General features: G+C 62.0%; 15 protein-coding genes and 3 tRNA genes. 4 read left to right on the top strand and 14 right to left on the bottom strand.

Translation table 11 applies throughout. The annotated features are described in order from the left end of the window. Positions 1 to 30: 30 nt before the first annotated feature. Together hisH and AC5SSZ_RS10495 are read right to left on the bottom strand one after the other, a co-directional pair. A complete protein-coding gene (gene hisH, locus AC5SSZ_RS10500) occupies positions 31 to 669 on the bottom strand; it encodes an imidazole glycerol phosphate synthase subunit HisH (protein WP_495438145.1) in 639 nt (212 codons plus the stop codon). Between the two features lie 54 nt (positions 670 to 723). After that, the gene (locus tag AC5SSZ_RS10495) at positions 724 to 1,332 is read right to left on the bottom strand and encodes a TetR/AcrR family transcriptional regulator (RefSeq protein ID WP_495438144.1); all 609 of its coding nucleotides are present in this window, start codon (positions 1,330 to 1,332) and stop codon (positions 724 to 726) included. A gap of 103 nt (positions 1,333 to 1,435) precedes the next feature. Between AC5SSZ_RS10495 and AC5SSZ_RS10490 the strand changes: the two genes are divergently transcribed. Next, positions 1,436 to 2,071 carry a DUF2306 domain-containing protein gene (locus AC5SSZ_RS10490; protein WP_495438143.1) on the top strand — a complete coding sequence of 212 codons (636 nt, stop codon included), beginning with the start codon at positions 1,436 to 1,438 and terminating at the stop codon, positions 2,069 to 2,071. 18 nt (positions 2,072 to 2,089) lie between these two features. Here the strand turns inward: AC5SSZ_RS10490 and hisB are convergent, their stop codons facing one another. Next, positions 2,090 to 2,677: an imidazoleglycerol-phosphate dehydratase HisB gene (gene hisB, locus AC5SSZ_RS10485; protein ID WP_274830035.1), complete on the bottom strand. Its 588-nt coding sequence runs from the start codon at positions 2,675 to 2,677 to the stop codon at positions 2,090 to 2,092. A 214-nt stretch (positions 2,678 to 2,891) separates the two neighbouring features. Between hisB and AC5SSZ_RS10480 the strand changes: the two genes are divergently transcribed. After that, positions 2,892 to 3,131, top strand: a complete 240-nt coding sequence (locus AC5SSZ_RS10480) for an Lrp/AsnC family transcriptional regulator (protein ID WP_065273027.1) — start codon at positions 2,892 to 2,894, stop codon at positions 3,129 to 3,131. A gap of 92 nt (positions 3,132 to 3,223) precedes the next feature. On the opposite strand, the gene AC5SSZ_RS10475 is transcribed toward AC5SSZ_RS10480, so the two are convergent. The 7 genes from AC5SSZ_RS10475 to AC5SSZ_RS10445 all read right to left on the bottom strand — a co-directional run bounded on the left by AC5SSZ_RS10475 (position 3,224) and on the right by AC5SSZ_RS10445 (position 8,356). Next, positions 3,224 to 4,042 (bottom strand): calcium-binding protein, encoded by an 819-nt coding sequence (locus AC5SSZ_RS10475; protein WP_495438142.1) that lies wholly within the window; start codon positions 4,040 to 4,042, stop codon positions 3,224 to 3,226. Between the two features lie 156 nt (positions 4,043 to 4,198). Further along, positions 4,199 to 5,551, bottom strand: a complete 1,353-nt coding sequence (locus tag AC5SSZ_RS10470; protein ID WP_274837707.1) for an aminotransferase — start codon at positions 5,549 to 5,551, stop codon at positions 4,199 to 4,201. 214 nt (positions 5,552 to 5,765) lie between these two features. Beyond that, positions 5,766 to 5,840: transfer RNA gene (locus AC5SSZ_RS10465), tRNA-Gly, on the bottom strand. A gap of 146 nt (positions 5,841 to 5,986) precedes the next feature. Beyond that, positions 5,987 to 6,061: transfer RNA gene (locus AC5SSZ_RS10460), tRNA-Gly, on the bottom strand. A 113-nt stretch (positions 6,062 to 6,174) separates the two neighbouring features. Continuing rightward, on the bottom strand, positions 6,175 to 7,071 hold the full coding sequence (locus AC5SSZ_RS10455; protein ID WP_495438141.1) for a NaeI family type II restriction endonuclease: 897 nt from the start codon (positions 7,069 to 7,071) through the stop codon (positions 6,175 to 6,177). A gap of 63 nt (positions 7,072 to 7,134) precedes the next feature. Further along, positions 7,135 to 8,094, bottom strand: coding sequence for a DNA cytosine methyltransferase (locus AC5SSZ_RS10450; protein WP_065273031.1), 960 nt, complete (start codon positions 8,092 to 8,094; stop codon positions 7,135 to 7,137). Positions 8,095 to 8,281: 187 nt separating this feature from the next. Continuing rightward, positions 8,282 to 8,356: transfer RNA gene (locus AC5SSZ_RS10445), tRNA-Gly, on the bottom strand. Between the two features lie 154 nt (positions 8,357 to 8,510). Between AC5SSZ_RS10445 and AC5SSZ_RS10440 the strand changes: the two genes are divergently transcribed. Further along, on the top strand, positions 8,511 to 8,708 hold the full coding sequence (locus tag AC5SSZ_RS10440) for a hypothetical protein (RefSeq protein ID WP_274834960.1): 198 nt from the start codon (positions 8,511 to 8,513) through the stop codon (positions 8,706 to 8,708). A gap of 18 nt (positions 8,709 to 8,726) precedes the next feature. Here AC5SSZ_RS10440 and AC5SSZ_RS10435 read toward each other — a convergent pair whose 3' ends face one another. The 4 genes from AC5SSZ_RS10435 to AC5SSZ_RS10420 all read right to left on the bottom strand — a co-directional run bounded on the left by AC5SSZ_RS10435 (position 8,727) and on the right by AC5SSZ_RS10420 (position 15,871). Further along, entirely contained in the window at positions 8,727 to 9,113 is a 387-nt protein-coding gene (locus AC5SSZ_RS10435) for an MAPEG family protein (RefSeq protein WP_274834958.1), read from the bottom strand. 199 nt (positions 9,114 to 9,312) lie between these two features. Beyond that, positions 9,313 to 10,887 carry a hypothetical protein gene (locus tag AC5SSZ_RS10430; RefSeq protein ID WP_495438140.1) on the bottom strand — a complete coding sequence of 525 codons (1,575 nt, stop codon included), beginning with the start codon at positions 10,885 to 10,887 and terminating at the stop codon, positions 9,313 to 9,315. Positions 10,888 to 11,100: 213 nt separating this feature from the next. Further along, positions 11,101 to 14,544, bottom strand: a complete 3,444-nt coding sequence (locus AC5SSZ_RS10425) for a pyruvate carboxylase (protein ID WP_495438139.1) — start codon at positions 14,542 to 14,544, stop codon at positions 11,101 to 11,103. 136 nt (positions 14,545 to 14,680) lie between these two features. Beyond that, positions 14,681 to 15,871, bottom strand: coding sequence for an alpha-hydroxy acid oxidase (locus AC5SSZ_RS10420; RefSeq protein WP_495438138.1), 1,191 nt, complete (start codon positions 15,869 to 15,871; stop codon positions 14,681 to 14,683). A gap of 170 nt (positions 15,872 to 16,041) precedes the next feature. Here AC5SSZ_RS10420 and AC5SSZ_RS10415 point away from each other — a divergent pair, with 170 nt between their 5' ends. Beyond that, positions 16,042 to 18,396 (top strand): ATP-dependent helicase, encoded by a 2,355-nt coding sequence (locus tag AC5SSZ_RS10415; RefSeq protein ID WP_495438137.1) that lies wholly within the window; start codon positions 16,042 to 16,044, stop codon positions 18,394 to 18,396. The last annotated feature ends 320 nt before the right edge of the window (positions 18,397 to 18,716 follow it).

The raw sequence follows: 18,716 nt of genomic DNA, 5'->3' as shown, positions 1-18,716 counted from the left end.
GCTGCAGGCAAAATGACGGGGGCAGGAGGCTCAGGGCGCCCAGGTCAGGAAATTGCCGATCATGCGAAGGCCGACGTGCTGGCTTTTTTCCGGGTGGAACTGCATGCCCAGCATGGTGCCCTTGCCGATGACAGCGGTAACATCGCCGCCATAGTCCACATGCGCCAGCCGTTCGGCCGGATCCGCCACGCGGAAATGGTAGGAGTGCACGAAATAGCAGTGATCGCCGGTGGAAATACCCGCAAACACCGGGTGGTCATGGTCGATCACCAGATCGTTCCAGCCCATGTGCGGCACCTTCAAGGTCGGATCCTCGGGGGTGATCTTCACCACATCGCCGCCGACCCAATCCAGACCCGGCGTGTCCTCGTATTCATGGCCGGTGGTCGCCATCAGCTGCATGCCGACGCAGATGCCAAGGAAGGGGCGGCCCTTGTCCTCGACCGCGTGAACCATGGCGTCATAGATGCCCTTGTGACCGCGCAGTTCGTCGGCGCAGGCGGGGAAGGCACCATCGCCCGGCAGGACCAGCCGGTCGGCACGGGCCACTACATCGGCGTCGGAAGTGACCACGACCTCGCCCGCGTCGACCTCCTGCGCCATGCGCTGAAAGGCTTTCTCGGCAGAGTGGAGATTGCCGCTTTCATAATCGATGATCGCCGTCAGCATTGCCGGGGTCCTTCCTGTCTTGCCCGTTTGAAGTGGCCAAAAATGGCTGCGGGGTCAAGGGGCGGTTGCGGGCTCCATCGCATCCAGCAGGGCAATCACCTGCGCAAAGGGTCCCTCATCTATGGGCGGGGGCGGGTTGCCGAACTCCCCGGCAAGGTAAAGGAGGGTGAAGCCGTGGATCAGCGACCAGATCTGGGTTTCCACCACCAGACGATCCTGACCCGGTGCAACAAAGGGGGCCGCCACAGCGCGCAAGGTGAGATAGGCGTCGGCCTCTTCCTTGCCGCTGCCATGGACCAGACCGGCAAGTCCCTGATCGCCAAAAATCACCGCGAGGATGCCGGGATGATCCAGCCCAAATTGCAGATAGCCCCGGCACAGCGAGTGGACCCGCCCGTGGGGATCCTGCGGGCCGCTGTCGCAGGCGCTTTGCAGATAGGATGAGAACAGACGGAAGCCTTCCTCGGCGATGGCTTGTTTCAACCCCGCCAGCCCGTCGAAATGATGCGCGGGCGCCGCGTGCGACACCCCGGCGCGAGCGGCGCATTTGCGCAAACTCAGCGCGCTGAGGCCGCCTTCCTCCAGGAGGTCGATGCCCGCCTTGATCAGCGCGGCCTTCAGGTCGCCGTGGTGATGGCGGCTTCTCACGTCTTCTTTTGTCATGGAGCAGGTATCGCCCTTCATCTTGACGGCGTCAAGTTTGCCTGTCAGATATAAACTTGACAGTGTAAAGTTTGAGTCGCCCAAGGGCGCAAGGAGGGATGAGATGTCGAGCGAGACCCGGGCCATGGGCTATCCCAGATGGGTTGTCATGACGATGTGGGGGTCTGCGGTGCTGATCGCGGTTGGATCGTACCGGTTCCTGATTGCCGATATCGCGCTGGTGATGCCCGCGATGCTGCATCACGCGCTAGAGCGACCGGTGATGCTTTACCTGCACATCGGCTTAGCGCCGATCTCACTGGCGCTTTTGCCGCTGCAGTTTTCCAAGAGGCTGCGGCAGCGGCGCCGGGGGCTGCACCGCTGGCTGGGGCGTTTATACGGCGTCGCGATCCTGCTGGCCGGGACCAGCGGTATCTGGCTGGCCTATACGACCGAAGAGGGGCCGGTGGCCGCAGCGGGCCTTGGGCTGTTGTCGCTGCTCTGGCTGTGGGTGACGGGCACGGCGATCTGGCACGTCTGGAACCGCCGGATCGCGCAGCACCGGGTCTGGATGATCCGATCTGCCGCACTGACGCTGGCGGCGGTAACGCTGCGGATCTATCTGCCGATCGGGGTGGCGACCGTGGGGTTCGAGGCCAGCTATCCGATTATCTGCTGGCTGGCCTGGGTGCCCAATCTGCTGCTGGCGGAATGGATCCTGCGCCGGGACCGCGGCGCGCCGCTGGCCGCCACGGTTTGATTTCGGTCTGATACGGGGTCAGAGTGCGCCCTTGGTCGACGGGATGGCGTCTGCCTTGCGCGGGTCAGTTTCGACCGCATCGCGCAGGGCGCGGGCCACGGCCTTGAACGCCGCTTCGGCGATGTGGTGGCTGTTGAACCCGTGGATCTGGTCGATATGCAGGGTGATGCCGCCATGGGTGCTGAGCGCCTGGAAAAACTCACGCACCAGTTCCGTATCGAATGTGCCGATCTTGGGCGTCGGCAGGGTCACGTTCCAGATCAGGAAGGGGCGCGCCGACAGGTCCAGCGCGCAGCGCACCTGGGCATCGTCCATCGGCAGGTGGCATTCGCCATAGCGGCGGATACCTTTCTTGTCGCCAAGCGCGGCGACCAGCGCCTGACCCAGCGCAATGCCCGTATCCTCGACCGTGTGGTGATCGTCGATGTGGTAATCACCCTTGGCACGAATGGTCATGTCGATCAGCGAGTGCCGCGCCAGCTGGTCCAGCATGTGATCGAAAAAGCCGACACCGGTCTGGTTGTCATATGCCCCGGTACCATCGAGGTTGATCTCCACCGAAATCTCGGTCTCGGCGGTGGAGCGGGTGATCTGAGCGCTGCGCATCTGCGGGCCATCCTTCGTCAAACTGCCCCTTGGGCCATATGGCGCCCATGGGCTGGTGCTGCGCTTATAGGGTGCTGGGGCTGTCTCACTCAAGAGCGCGTAAGTCGAAACTCAGACCCTGTTGCAGCTGCATCTGTGGGATTGCGCCTGCCTGCGCGCCGTGCCAGCTTAGCGGCCAAATCGTTACTCAAGAAAACCCAATGAAGGGGCGCCCATGTCGACCTGCGTTTTCATCCAGATCCGCTGTAAACCCGGCACCACCTACAAGGTGGCCGAAGATATCGCCCTGCGCGAAATTCATTCCGAGCTCTACTCCACTAGCGGCGAATACGACCTGCTGATGAAGCTTTACATCCCCAAGGACGCGGATGTCGGGAAATACATCAACGACCACCTGCTGGTGATCCCGAATATCGAACGCTCGCTAACCACGATGACCTACAAGGTTTTCTGAGCCGTCCGCATTGCTGATGCAAAACGCCTGATCCCCTGCCGGAGATCAGGCGTTTTTCGTTCCTGTGCCGATGCGCCTGAAGCAGACTTAAATCAGAACAGGAAATCCGACCCGTCCAGATCGGAAATATTGGTATCGGCCAGGGTAATGCTGCCCGCGCGATAGGAAATCACGGCATCGTTGCCATTCTGGGTCAGCGTCAGGTCAGAAAAATCATCAACGCTGCGGTGTTTGATGGCGATGAGGTCAGTCCCATCGCGCCAGTCCTCGATCGTATCATCGCCGATGTTGCGCCCCTTGAACTTGAAGGTGTCGGCGCCGCGGCCCCCCACCAGCATGTCATCGCCCTGATCGCCCTGCAAAAGGTCACGGCCGCCGCCGCCCTTGAGGGTATCATTGCCACGCCCGCCCCAAAGCTTGTCACCGCCGCCCCGGCCCAGCATTTCATCATTGCCATTGTAGCCTTTGACCTTGTCTCCGCGGGACCCCAGATCGAAGAAGTCATCGCCGGAAAAGATCTGTTTGAACAATTTCACATTGTCCCGGTTGCGGTCTGTTTCAGACACGCGGAAGAAATCTTCTGCCTCAATGTTGAGATTGGTGACCGTTGTGGTGAAATTGCTGCCGGTTTCGGTGACGCCCTCGATCAATCCGGAATACGGCGTCAGGATACTGTGGCCGTCGCGGGTGATGCTTTGGAATTGCAGGCCAGTCCCGTTGTAGACATCGGGAGAGGTGTCGGGGATCGGATCAAAGCCGGGAATGCCAAGATCGGTATTTCGCATCAGGGTAAACCCGGTGGATGATGCGTCCGTGACTTCGGCCTTCAGGTTGAAATGAAAACTGAACCAGCCGATGCCGCTCTGGGTCATCACGTAGCGTTCCGTGCCTTCATAGATCAACTCAACCATATGCATGTCTCCTGCAATTACTGATACCAAACCGGTTTCAGTTACAGGTCAAAGCGCTGGCGGGAGTAAGGGGAAAATACAGCAGAAGAGACGCAGATCGGCAGGGCCGAGATCGCACCCCGGTCTTTGGGCAGTCCGGGGCGCGCGAGGGTGGGTTTAGCCGTCGATCAGCCCTTCGGCCTTCAGCGCTTCATAGGTGCTGTCCACGGCGGATTTGGCGCGTTTCAGCATTTCGTCCACTTCCGCCTTTGTGATGATCAGCGGCGGGCAGAAGGCGAGCGCGTTACCCGCGACTGCGCGCAGGATCAGGCCTTCGTCCTGGCAGGCCTTGACCGCGAGGGCGCCGCCCTTGCCGCCGGGCACGGTTGCGCCCGTGGTCTTGTTCGACACCAGTTCCAGCGCCGCGATCAGCCCCTTGCCGCGGACCTCGCCCACCAGCGGGTGATCAGTGAAAATTTCGCGAAGTTGCGCCTGCATGTAATCGCCGACCTCGGCCGCATGATCAAACAGGTTGTCACGCTCATAGATTTCCAGCGTTTTGAGGGCGGCGGCGCAGGCGGCAGGGTGGCCGGAATAGGTGTAGCCGTGGCCAAAGACGCCGACCTCGTTCGAGGGCGCAACCATTTCCTTGTACATCCAGCCGGGGATCACGGAGGCGGAGATCGGGAAATAGGCCGAGGAGAGCTGTTTGGCGAAGGTCATCAGGTCGGGTTTGATGCCCATGGTGGTGCAGCCGAAATCGGCGCCGGTGCGGCCAAAGCCGGTGATGACTTCATCCGCCCAGACCAGGATGCCATATTTGCGCAGAACCGCCTGCAGTTTTTCGTAATAGCCTTCGGGCGGCACGATCACGCCAGAGGCGCCGGTGATCGGCTCCATGATCATGGCGGCGATGGTGTCGGGATCCTCGGCAAGGATCTGCTGCTCCAGATTGTCGATGATACGGTCGACAAATTGTGCTTCGGTCTCGTTCCCCTTGCGGCCCGTGTAGTAATGCGGTGCGTCCGAGCGCAGGATGTGCAGAGCCTCAACGGGCGCGTCGAAATGCGCCAGGTTTGCGGGCAGGGAGGTCAGCGATCCGGCGGCGACGGTCACACCATGATAGCCACGCTCGCGGGTGATGATCTTGCGTTTTTCCGGTTTGCCGATGGCATTGAAGTAGTAACGCAGCATCTTGTAATGGGTGTCATTGGCATCCGAGCCGGAGTTGCCGAAGAAGAAATAGGCATCCTCGATTGGCACCATGGTCTTCAGTTTTTCCGCCAGTTCCTGGATCGGCGCGTGGGTCTTGCCGCCAAAAGTGTGGGAAAAGGACAGCTTGGTCAGCTGTTCGGTGATCGCCTCGATCAGCTCGGTGTTGCCATAGCCCAGCGAGGTGCACCACAGACCTGCCAAACCTTCGATATATTCCTTGCCGTCGGTGTCGTAGACATAGATCCCCTGGGCGTGGTCAATGCACATCTGCTCGGTCGCGGTCAGGTTGGTGGTGGGATAGATGACAGGTGCCATGACTGAACTCCTTTGAAGAAAAACGCGCGGGGCGGGCTGGAACGGCGGACTGCACGGGGCAGGGATGCGGCAAGCATTGGCGCGTTTTACAGGTGGCGTCAAAAGGAATTTGATCAAAAGGTGGCGGCGGGGGGATTGGCCTATGAGATAGGGGTAGGGAGGAAGGGGCCAAAAACACAAAAACCGCCCCGAAGGGCGGTCTCTTGTATCCAAATGGAGCGGGCGAGGCGATTCGAACGCCCGACCCTAACCTTGGCAAGGTTATGCTCTACCCCTGAGCTACGCCCGCGCTGCCATTCGGTGAGCGGTGTTTAGGAAATCATGCGGGGGGCTGCAAGGGAAAAATGCCGCCTCTGCGGGGATTTCTATGACTGGTCGAATGCGGGAAAGCGGAAAACAAAAAGCCGCCCCGGAGGGCGGCTGTTTTGATCCGAATGGAGCGGGCGAGGCGATTCGAACGCCCGACCCTAACCTTGGCAAGGTTATGCTCTACCCCTGAGCTACGCCCGCGCTACCATTCGATGAGCGGGTATTTAGGAGCTTCACGGAGACTGTGCAAGAGGAAAATTATGCCCGCCGGTACAGAAAAGCAGAGCTGCCCGATGGGTGGGGGAGGTTGGCATTCACGCCCTGGGCAGATCGAACCCGGCCTGCAGCGCCATGCGCCGATGCTGCTCTGTTTCAGGCTGGCAAGAGACAAAGGCGCTGGCGGGGCAGGCGGGCAGATCCAGCGCGCGGATCAGCTGGCCATCGTATTGTCCCGACAACAGCAGAATCCCCTCGCGCTCCAGAATGTCGCGGGTGCCGCGTCCTTTGTCCGAGCGGATCCGGCGCATGAAATCCTTTTGCTGGGCCACCGCCTCGACCACGTCGCGGTCGATCGGGCGGCCCTGAACAAGCCGGAACAGCTGCGCCATGCGTTCATTGCCGGTGGCGCCGGAAAAAATCCGGGTGACGGTCTCTTCGGGCAGGCTGCGCCAGAAATTCTCAGGGTAGGGATGATCCCGCAGCAGCCACAGGATATGGCCGAACCCCATGGCCGAGACAGTGCGTTTGGCATCCTTATTCTGCCCGGCAGTAAGGTAGTCGGGCCGCGCCAGGATCAGGCCAAGGTAACAGCGCGCGCGGGCCTCGTCCGCGGCCACCAGCAGGCAGACCTGATCCAGCGCCTCGGTCGGGATCATCCAGTTGCTGCCCATGGTGTTCTTGATATCCATGTCGCGGCCCAGAACCTCGGTGTCGAGGCGGCCCCGGGGCAGCCGCAACAGGGCGCGCAGCTCGATCTCGACGCGGGTGCCGATATATGTCTTTTCGGTCTTTTCCAGTTCCTCATAAGCGCGGCGCCCGGTTTTCGGCGTCATGATCACATCGTCGATGCAAGTGCGCAGCATGGCGGGAAACCGGCTGGCCAGTTCCATCGCGCCGCCCGCGCGGGCAGTGATCTCGCCTGCGATCTCGGTCAGGAGGTCATAATCCGGGTGTCCGGGCAGAATCAGGCTGTCGGGAAGGTTCTGTTTCATCGCAGGTTTCGCCCTTTCTGCCGGGGCGGGCGCGGCCCTTGGCTCCGACTGGTCAGGGCGGCTTTAGGCCCGCACGGCATGAAGGTTCGGCTTGGCAATCGCAGCGCGCAGCTGGCGGGCCACGGCTTCGGCCACCGGCGGTGGAAAGGCATTGCCGACCTGGCGGTAGGCGTTGGTCTTGGCGCCGGTGAAATGCCAGGCGTCGGGAAAGCCCTGGATGCGCGCCACCATGCGCACGGTCAGGCGCGGCATGTCGTTGTGAAAGGGATCGGGCGCCTCATTGGCGATGGTGCGCCCCTCGACACCAAGCGCGGCCCAGGCGCGGCGTGCGCGGGTGGGGCCCAGATCCGGTCCGCCGTGTTTCTTGGAGCCGCCAACGATGGTTGGGGCGATTTCATCTGCCTTGGCGGCCCAGTCTTCGGCGCCGCGCCAGCCACGTTCCTGCATCAGGTCAAGCAGGGTGGCGCCCACCGTGGGCGGGTTGTGCGGCAGCGGGTCGGGCCAGTTGAACTGCCCAGCAAATTCCTTGCGCAGGGCCACGATGGCCACGCGCGGGCGCAGCTGCGGCACGCCAAAGTCCGAGGCGTTCAGTAACCGCCAATCAGTTTCATAGCCCAGTTTCGACAGCTGGCCTTTGAGCTTTTCGCGGTAGTCATGAAACACCGCGTCCAGAAACCCGCGCACGTTTTCGATCATCACCGCGCGGGGACGGGTGGCATCGACGATATCGATGGCATCGTCAAAGAGGTTGCGCTCGTCCTGTTCGCCCAGCTGTTTGCCGGCGACGGAAAACGGCGGGCAGGGCAGGCCGCCGGCCAGCAGGTCGATGCCCTTGTAATCACTGGCTTCTTCCTTGAATCGGCGCACGTCCTCTTCCAGCACGTTCCATGTGGGGCGGTTGTGGCGCAGGGTGGCGCAGCAGTGTTTGTCGATCTCGACCAGCGCGGTGTGATCAAAGCCCGCACGCTCCAGCCCAAGGGCCTGGCCGCCTGCACCTGCGCATAGTTCAACCGATGTCAGCATCCTGCCTGTCAGCCCCGTTTGTCGTTCTTGCTCTGTTCCTTGCGCAGAAGTGGTACTCGCAAAGGCGATTCCGCGCAAGTCTCTCGCGGCGTCTTCCCCTGCGGCGACAGGAGCTGGCAAGGCCCAAAAACACCAGAATCCGAAAACACGAAAGGCCGCCAAAGCGGCGGCCTTTTAGTGGTCCAAATGGAGCGGGCGAGGCGATTCGAACGCCCGACCCTAACCTTGGCAAGGTTATGCTCTACCCCTGAGCTACGCCCGCGCTGCCATTCGGTGAGGGGTGAAATATTCATTCCGCCGCGGGGCTGCAAGTGGAAAATCGTGCCGCCCCGGAAAAAACTCTCATTTTCTGCGACGGAACCTGCGGGCTGCTGCGTTTCATACAGACGAAAAGAAACAGAGGGGAGCTGTCTAAGATGAAACCTGCCGATTATGCCCGTATTGGCGCGCTGATCGCGACCATAGCGCTGGCCAAGGCGCTGTCGCCCGCGGGGGGACAGAGCCCGGAAACCGCATCTGAGGTCGACCCGGGCGCGATCCGGCCCGCGCCGGTCTACGTCAAGACGATCAGCGCCCCCGAGGTCACGGCCCCGGTGCAGGGGCACGACGTATAGAGGCAGCTACTCCTCACCTTAGAAAAGCGCGTGCGCGATCAGGCCCAGACCTGCCACAAGCAGCATCAGAAGGTTCAGCACGATCCCGGCCTGACGCAGGATCAGGATCTGCGGGCGCGCGGTAAAACCGACCGCGTGCATCAGCCGTCCGCCCAGCAACATCACCCCCAGCGCATGCGTGGCCAGTGCCGGTGCGCCCTGTGCTTCGCTCAGCGCAAGAAGAACCAGGCCAAGCGCAGTATATTCCACGAAATTTCCCTGCGCGCGGATGGCCATCAGTAATGCGCGATTGCCGCCATCTCCGACGGAAATTTTGTGTTTCAGCCGCTGGCGACTGACGCCAAGCGACAGGTAGACAAACAAGAGCGCCGCCCCGCCGGCATAAAGTGATGTAATCGGAAGCATCGGCCTATCCTCCCCATAGGAATTGCAGTGTGATAAGTGGGTTCGTTTTTGGAACTTAATACTGAACAATCCTACGGGGCTTTTGAAGCCGATTCAGAGCGGGTTCACGCCAGGGAATGCGCGCCGCGGAAGCGCGGGCGGGATGCGGAGCGCAGGGGGAGTGGTCCCCACGGCCCTTGGGGCGTATCCGTTGAGGTGATTATTTGACCGGGATCTTGTGCTTTTTCAGCGCCTTGGCCAGTTCGTTGTCGACCAGTTTCATCAGCGCCTTGTCCTTGGCGGCGGCCTTGGCAGCCATATCGGTCATCTGTGCCTCGCTTTCCTTGCCGGTGGCGCGGGACAGAATCACGCCATAGCCGACCTTCAGGCTTTCATCGCTGACCTTGTTCATCACCTCAGCCCAGAGCTTGGCCTTGAGCGTATTTGGGATGTTGTTGGTCTTGGCCAGTTTCGCCAGCCGGTCCGGCAGGATCGTGCCCTGCAGAAGATCCTTGTTCTTATAGGCCCATTTTTTCTGGAAGCTGCCGAGGTTCTTCACCATCCCGCCAAGAAGTGCCGAATAAAGAAGTGAGGTTACGATGGCCTGGAATTCCTTTTCGGTCGGGGGCTTGCCGGTCTTCATGATCCGGCCGACTTCCTTCACGGCTTCACCCAGAACGGTTTTGATCACCTCTTGTCCGGAGCCGGCGATGTAATTGGCGATGAATTTCTCAAGCTGTTTGGTGGACAGGAAGGCGACCTTGGACGCCAGCTTGGGTGCGACCCATTTTGCGGCATCATCGCAAAAGCCGAGCGGTACCTTGCTGCCGATCCCGCCGGTCAGCCCGCCAACCGTGCCATCGATCACCATGGCCTGGATCGAACCCCAGACGGTCACCTTCTGACCGCTGGCATGTTTGCCAAGCTCCTGACTGGCGCTTTGCAGGAGGCCGACACCGGCACCAGAGGTGACAGCCGCACCGCCAGCGGTCATGCCCGCTCCGGTCACCAGAACCGGGGCGGCCAGCGCCCCGACGACGGCAAAACAGGCAGCCGACGAAACCGACAGAACAGTGGCCGTGGTCCGGGCAGAGCCGGTGAATTCCTTCAGAAACCGCAAAAGGTCCGCGTTGAAGGCGCCAATCGCCTTTTCTGCCTCGGGCAGGGCCTCATCGATCAGCTTGAGGTCCTTTGTTATGATCGCCCGCTCCAGCTTGCCACTGGCGCGGATGGAGCGGCCACAGAGCTTGTTATCGGGCATCTTGACCGATCCGGCCTCGATGATGATGACCTGCGCTACGGCGTTCAGCACGCCATCTTTCAACTGGGCCACGTCCAGATAGTGCTGATAGGTCTCCAGCGCGGTTTCATGGTTGCGCAGGACCGATTTCATATAGGGCGTCAGCCGTTTGAGGACGTCCAGCTTGACCTTCTCGTATTCCTTGGGCGTGCAGCGGATCTTCTTGCCGCGGAAGGTGACCTCCATCATCGGTTGTTTGGCGGCCTTTTCCTCTTCGGCCTTCATCTTCTTGTAGGCTGGCAGCAGCGCCTTGAAGGTGCGCCCACCGGGATCGACGACCTTGTCGGGGTTTTTGAAGCCGCTTTTCTTCTGAAAGGTGCCGATGGCCTTCAGCAGGCCGGTATCCATCTTCTTGGAGGCGCCAAGCGGCCCGATCTTATTGGCCTCCAGCATCCTGCGCACCAACAGCACGTCGTCTGGTTTGTTCTTGACCTCATCCCCGGAACTGGAGCGTGGGGACTGACCTACAGGAGCTGTCAATTTCGCTGAAGACATTGGAAACCTCGAAAACTGGATAAAAACTGGCCGCTATTTTGGGCTGGTCCCGCAAAGGATCAAGATTGACAGCAGCGAAATGAGGAGGCTTGCTAAATTTTCCCCGTTGTCGCGCATTCGCGGGGCAGTGGATCCGGCCTACGTGCGGCACGAAAAAAGCCGCAGCCTTTTTTGGGGCTGCGGCTTGTAGTTTTGTGGTCTGGGCTTTGTGTCTTATTCCAGCTCGATGAGGAGGTCCTTTGCATCGATCTGGCCGCCGGGCTGGACGTGCACGGCCTTGACCACCGCGTCGCGTTCGGCGTGCAGGCCGGTTTCCATCTTCATCGCTTCGATGGTCAGCAGCATGTCGCCCTCATGCACCTGCTGGCCAACCTGTACCGCGACCGAGGCGACGACGCCGGGCATCGGCGCGCCGATGTGGTCGGGGTTGCCCGCTTCGGCCTTGGGACGGGCAGCGGTGGTGGATTTCACCAGACGGTTCGGCACCCGGATCACCCGCGGCTGGCCGTTGAGTTCGAAGAACACCTTCACCTCGCCGTTCTCATCGGTCTCGCCGATGGCCTGCAGGCGGATCTCCAGCGTCTTGCCGGGGTCGATCTCGGCCGAGATTTCCTCGCCCGGTTCCATCCCGTAAAAGAACGCCCGTGTCGGCAGGCTGCGCACCGGGCCGTACTGGCGATGGCGGCCCATGTAATCGAGGAACACCTTGGGATACATCAGGTAGCCATTCAGATCCTCGTCATCGACTGCCTTGCCTTCCAGCTGCTGGGACAGCTCGGCGCGGGTGGCTTCCAGATCGACCGGCTCCAGATGTTTGCCGGGGCGCTCGAGGTTGGGCTTTTCGCCTTTCAGCACCTTGTCCACGATACCCGCCGGAAAGCCGCCCGGCGGCTGGCCGAGGTTGCCGCGCAGCATGTCGACAACGGAATCGGGGAAGGAGAGATCGGTCTGCGGATCCTCCACCTCTTCGCGGCTGAGGCCCTGGCTCACCATCATCAGCGCCATGTCACCGACCACCTTGGAGGAGGGCGTCACCTTGACGATATCGCCGAACATCTGGTTCACATCCGCATAGGTCTGGGCGACCTCGTGCCAGCGCTCTTCCAGTCCCAGGGAGCGCGCCTGCGCCTTGAGGTTGGTGAACTGGCCACCCGGCATCTCGTGCAGGTAAACTTCCGAGGCCGGAGCCTGAAGGCCAGACTCAAAGGCTGCGTATTGCGCCCGCACCTGTTCCCAGTAATCGCTGATCTCGCGGATCTTGGCGATATCCAGCCCGGTGTCGCGGTCGGTGTTGCGCAGACCTTCGACGATCGACCCCAGACAGGGCTGCGAGGTGCCGCCACTGAACGCATCCATCGCCGCATCCACTGCATCGACGCCCGCATCGGCGGCAGCCAGAATGGTCGCCCCGGCGATGCCGGAGGTGTCATGCGTGTGGAAGTGGACCGGCAGGCCGACCTCTTCCTTCAGCGCCTTCACCAGCTGACGCGCGGCGGCGGGTTTGAGGAGGCCCGCCATATCCTTGAGGCCCAGAATATGGGCGCCCGCGGCTTCCAGATCCTTGGCCATGCCGACGTAGTACTTGAGGTCATACTTGGCCCGGTCCGGATCCATGATGTCGCCGGTATAGCAGATGGTGCCTTCGCAGATCTTGCCGCTCTCCACCACCGCATCCATCGCGACGCGCATGTTCTCCACCCAGTTGAGGCTGTCAAAGACCCGGAAGACATCGACGCCGGTGATCGCGGCCTGTTTCACAAAGGCCTGCACCACGTTGTCGGGGTAGTTGGTGTAGCCCACCCCGTTGGAGGCGCGCAGCAGCATCTGGGTCATCACGTTGGGCATCGCCTCGCGCAGGTCCCGCAGCCGCTGCCAGGGGCATTCCTGCAAGAAGCGATAAGCCACGTCAAAGGTGGCTCCGCCCCAGCATTCCACCGAGAACAGCTGGCTGAGGCTTTGTGCATAGGCGGGTGCCACGCGGATCATGTCGATGGAGCGCATGCGGGTGGCGAGCAAGCTCTGGTGGCCGTCGCGCATGGTGGTATCGGTCAAGAGCAGCTGCCGCTGCGCCTTCATCCAGTCGGCCACCGCCTGGGCGCCTTTCTGCTCCAGCAGGTTGCGGGTGCCATAGGGCAGGGCGCCGGTCTCGACCTTCGGCGGGCGCGGATCCTTCAGACCCGCTTTCGGCTCGGCGCGGCCCTCGGTCTCCGGGTGACCGTTGACGGAGATGTCGGCGATATAGGTCAGCACCTTGGTGCCGCGGTCCTGGCGCTTGGCGAAGTTGAACAGCTCCGGCGTCTCGTCGATGAACTTGGTGGTGTATTCATTGCTGAGGAAGGTCGGGTGCTTCAGCAGGTTCTCGACAAAGGCAATGTTGGTGGAGACCCCGCGCACCCGGAATTCGCGCAGGGCCCGGTCCATCCGCGCGATGGCTTTCTCCGGGGTCGGCGCCCAGGCGGTGACCTTGGTCAACAGGCTGTCGTAATAGCGGGTGATCACCCCGCCCGCGTAAGCCGTGCCGCCATCAAGGCGAATGCCCATGCCGGTGGCCGACCGATATGCGGTGATGCGGCCATAGTCGGGGATGAAGTTGTTGAGCGGATCCTCGGTCGTCACACGGGTCTGCAGCGCGTGACCGTTCAGGCGGATCTCGGACTGATCGGCCTTGCCGGTGGCCTCGGCAATGCTCTTGCCCTCGGCGATCAGGATCTGCGCCTGCACGATGTCGATGCCGGTGACTTCCTCGGTGACGGTGTGCTCCACCTGCACCCGCGGGTTCACCTCGATGAAGTAGAACTTGCCGGTTTCCATATCCATCAGGAATTCGACGGTGCCCGCGCATTCGTAATTCACATGCGCACAGATCCTGCGGCCCAGATCGCAGATCTCGGCCCGCTGCGCCTCGCTCAGGTAAGGCGCCGGGGCGCGCTCCACGACTTTCTGGTTGCGGCGCTGGACTGAGCAATCCCGCTCGAACAGGTGATAGATCTCACCGTGCTTGTCGCCAAGGATCTGCACCTCGACGTGGCGGGCGCGGGTGATCATCTTTTCGAGATAGCCTTCGCCATTGCCAAAGGCGGCTTCGGCCTCGCGGCGGCCTTCCAGAACTTTCTCTTCCAGCTCAGCCTCGGAGAGGATCGGCCGCATGCCGCGACCGCCACCGCCCCAGGAAGCCTTGAGCATCAGGGGATAGCCGACCTCACCCGCTTCCTTGCGGATGGCGTCCATGTCATCGCCCAGCACCTCGGTCGCGGGAATGACCGGCACGCCTGCCTCAATCGCGACGCGCCGCGCCGAGGCCTTGTCGCCAAGCGCGCGCATGGTCTCGGCCTTGGGGCCGATGAAGGTGATGCCGTTGCGGGCGCAGGCATCGACGAAATCGGGGTTTTCCGACAACAGACCATAGCCCGGATGGATCGCATCTGCGCCGGATTCCTTCGCAACGCGGATGATCTCGTCAATCGACAGATAGGCCGCCACAGGCCCCATGCCTTCGCCGATCCGGTAGGCCTCATCCGCCTTGAACCGGTGCAGGCCCAGCTTGTCCTCCTCGGCGTAGACCGCAACGGTCTTCTTGCCCATCTCATTCGCAGCCCGCATCACGCGGATCGCTATCTCGCCGCGGTTGGCGATCAGAATTTTCTTGAAGTCGGTCATATCTTCCCCCGAGGTCGTTCAGTCTGGCGATGTGTTAGGCGCATCTTGGCGTGCAGTATACCCGTAGTACTGGGTAGTGCGGGGCATGATTGCGCTCTCATTTTGTGCTTTTCCGCCGCGCGGAGCGAAAGCGGGCTCACGGGGCGGTGTGGTTGAGCGGTCTGGCCGCTGGCAAAGAGGCAAGATCCGGTGCGCCGAGCTGGCCCATGTTCGCCTCTAGATCCTTTTTCAGGATGTCGATCAGATGGTCGGGACCGGTCGGCCCCAGCGCGGCCAGCGCGAAGTGAAAGGCGCGGCCGAGCATGACGAAATCGGCGCCAAGCGCCAGCGCCCTGAGGATGTCGAGGCCGCCTTCGATGCCGCTGTCAAAGATCAGGGGCAGGTCGGTGGCGGCGCGCAGTTCGGGTAGCACTTCGATGGCGGCGGGGCTTCCGTCGAACTGGCGCCCGGCGTGGTTCGACACCCAGAGCCCATCGACGCCGATCTCCTCCAGCGGCTGCGCGTCCTCGGCGCGCATCACGCCCTTGATCACAAAAGGACCATCCCAGTGATCGCGCAGCCAGCGCGCATAGTCCCAATCGGGCGAGGTGCGCAGCAGATACCCGATATGGGCGGTGGAGGAACGGCTCTCACCGGTGGCCTCGGCGGTGTATTTGTCGAGCGTGCGCATATGCGGCATGCCGCCCTCGTGCCGGTGCTGACGGGCCATGCCCATGGCCCAGGCCGGGCGCATCGCCACCTGCGCCAGCAGGCGCGGCGTGAGGCGCGGCGGCTGGGTGAGGCCGGATCGCGTCTGCCGTTCCCGCCGTGAGGCGACCGGCACATCCACGGTCAGGACCAGCACCTTGAAGCCCGCGTCCCGCGCGCGCGCCAGCATATCCTTGCGGATGCCTTCGTCCTTGGGGGGGTAAAGCTGGAACCAGGCTTGCTCGCCCAGATGCGGCGCCAGATCTTCGGGGCATTGGCTGGCGACGGTGGACAGGCTGTAGGGAATGCCGCTGCGGGCTCCGCAGCGGGCCAGGTGGCCTTCGGCATCGGGCCAGATCAGTCCCGACATGCCCACCGGCGCAATGCCAAAGGGCAGCGGTAGCGTCGCGCCAAACAGCTGCGTCGACAGGTCGATCTCAAGCGGGCCGTGCAGGATGGAGGGCAGGAAGCCGACCCGGTCCAGCGCGGTGCGGTTGCGCCTTTGGGTGGCTTCGGTGCCGGTGGCGCTGTCCAGATACTCCCAGACAAAGCGGGGAAGGCGCTTGCGTGCTGCTGCGCGCAGGTCAGACAGGCCGGGGTAATGCAGGTGCAGATCCTGGTGCATGTTCATGCGGCGCATAATTGCTGCTTTGCAGCGAAAGTCTAGCGAAAATGTTACAGAATTCTAACAGGGGCCCAGGCGGGCGCAGACAGCGGCGCCACTGGGGAGCGGTTCGCGGTAAAAAGAGGCGTGAACATAGTGTGAACGTCCCCTTTCCCGCGCAGATGAATCACGCTAGGATCACGCCCATGAGCAGTTTCGATGAAATGGACGCCTTTGAGGGCGCTTCCCTCTCCGCCCGCGCCATGGCTGCGCGCCCCAAACCCTATCTGGATGGGCTGAACCCGGCCCAGCGGGACGCCGTGGAATGCCTGGACGGGCCGGTTCTGATGCTGGCGGGCGCCGGCACCGGCAAGACTAAGGCGCTGACCACCCGGATCGTGCATCTGCTGACCTTGGGACAGGCGCGCCCGAACGAGATCCTCGCCGTGACCTTTACCAACAAGGCGGCGCGCGAGATGAAAGAGCGGGTCGGCAGGATGCTGGGCCAGCCTGCCGAGGGCATGCCCTGGCTCGGCACCTTTCACTCGATCTGCGTCAAGCTGCTGCGCCGCCATGCAGAACTGGCCGGGCTGAAGTCGAATTTCACCATTCTGGACACTGACGATCAGATCCGCCTCCTGAAGCAGCTGATCCAAGCCGCCGGGATCGATGACAAACGCTGGCCTGCGCGGATGCTGGCCGGGATCATCGACGACTGGAAGAACCGTGCCCTGACACCGGAGAGCGTGCCTGTGGCCGATGCCAGCGCCTATAACCATCGCGGCACCGAGTTCTATGCCCAGTATCAGGCCCGCCTGAAAGAATTGAATGCCGTCGATTTTGGCGATCTGCTGCTGCATATGGTGACGATCTTCCAAAACCATCCGGATGTGCTGTCTCAGTATCAACGCTGGTTCCGCTACATCATGGTCGACGAATATCAGGATACCAACGTCGCGCAGTATATGTGGCTGCGGCTGCTGGCGGCCGGGCACAAGAATATCTGCTGTGTCGGCGATGACGATCAGTCGATCTATGGCTGGCGCGGCGCCGAGGTGGGCAATATCTTGCGGTTCGAAAAGGACTTTCCCGGTGCCAAGGTGGTGCGGCTAGAGCAAAACTATCGCTCGACCGAACATATCCTTGCAGCGGCCTCCGGCGTGATCCGGGGCAATGCCGGGCGTCTGGGCAAGGAGCTGTGGACTGAGGCAACCGGCGGCGAAAAGGTGCGCCTGATCGGCCATTGGGACGGTGAAGAAGAAGCGCGCTGGATCGGGGAAGAGATCGAAGCCATGCAGCGCGGCACCCGCGGGCAGGATCCGGTGGATCTGAACCAGATGGCGATTCTGGTGCGGGCCAGCCACCAGATGCGCGCCTTTGAGGACCGTTTCCTGACCATCGGTCTGCCCTACCGGGTGATCGGCGGGCCGCGATTCTACGAGCGGCTCGAGATTCGCGACGCCATGGCGTACTTCCGGCTGGTGGTCTCGCCGGAGGACGATCTGGCCTTTGAGCGCATCGTCAACACGCCAAAACGCGGCCTTGGCGACAAGGCTCAGCAGAAGATCCAGGTCGCGGCGCGCGAGAATGGCGTTTCCCTGCTCGAAGGGGCACGGCTGGCCGTCGACAGTGGTGAGATCAAGGGCAAGGGCGGCGCGGCGCTGCGTCAGCTGACCGAGGATCTGCGCCGCTGGGGGCGGATGGCAGGCGATTCCGACATCAGCCATATGGAACTGGCCGAGATTATCCTCGATGAAAGCGGCTATACCACCATGTGGCAGATGGATAAGAACCCGGATAGCCCGGGCCGTTTGGAGAACCTCAAGGAACTGGTGAAGGCGCTGGAGAATTTCGAGAACCTGCAAGGCTTCCTCGAACACGCCAGCCTGGTGATGGACAACGATAAACAGGACGCCGAGCAGAAGGTCAGCATCATGACACTGCACGCGGCCAAGGGTTTGGAGTTTCCGGCCGTCTTCCTGCCGGGCTGGGAGGATGGATTGTTCCCCTCGCAGCGGTCGATGGATGAAAGCGGTCTCAAAGGGCTCGAGGAAGAGCGGCGCCTTGCCTATGTGGGCATCACCCGGGCGGAGAAGATCTGCACGATTTCCTTTGCGGGTAACCGCCGGGTCTTTGGACAGTGGCAGTCACAGTTGCCCTCGCGGTTCATTGATGAACTGCCCGAAGAACACGTGGAGGTGCTTACGCCGCCGGGGCTATACGGCGGCGGCTATGGCGCAGCGGCGGGCGGTACGCCAGTGCAGTCCCGAATCGACGAACGGATGGCGCAGGCGGATGGCTATAATTCGCCGGGCTGGAAGCGCATGCAGGCGCGGGCCGGGGAGCGCGGGTTGTCGCAGCCAAGGGAAAGCCGCAATCAGGTGATCGACCTGACGGCGACCTCCAGCTTTACGATTGGCGAGCGGGTGTTCCATCAGAAATTCGGCTATGGCGCGATCACCGGCATCGAAGGTGACAAGCTGGAAGTGGATTTTGAAAAGGCCGGGGTGAAAAAGGTGATCGCGAAATTCGTCACCGCCCATGACGATGTGCCGTTTTGAGCTGTGCCGGAGCCAGTCTGCTTTCTGGCTGCCCTGAGCATATTAATCTGAAAATGGAATGATGCGGTCGGATCGCGTTGCGATCCGATCCGGGCGCGGGGGCGCTGGCAGCGATGCTGCCAGCGCCCCCGCGCCATTGCCCCGTTGCAACGGCTGCGGCGCGAAAAGGGCGGGCGCGCAGCGGCTGGCGATGGTGTCGGGTGATTTCTGGGGGGCGTTAAATGCAAAAACGGCGGTGCCAGGGAGGAGGAAGGCACCGCCGTTCTTTTCAACATTCGGCCAAATGGGAGGAGAGACCGAATGTATCAGCGTCCGGGTCT

It is taken from the genome of Phaeobacter sp. CC-HEC084 (assembly GCF_059429255.1).
This window is presented reverse-complemented; position numbering and strand designations above follow the sequence as displayed.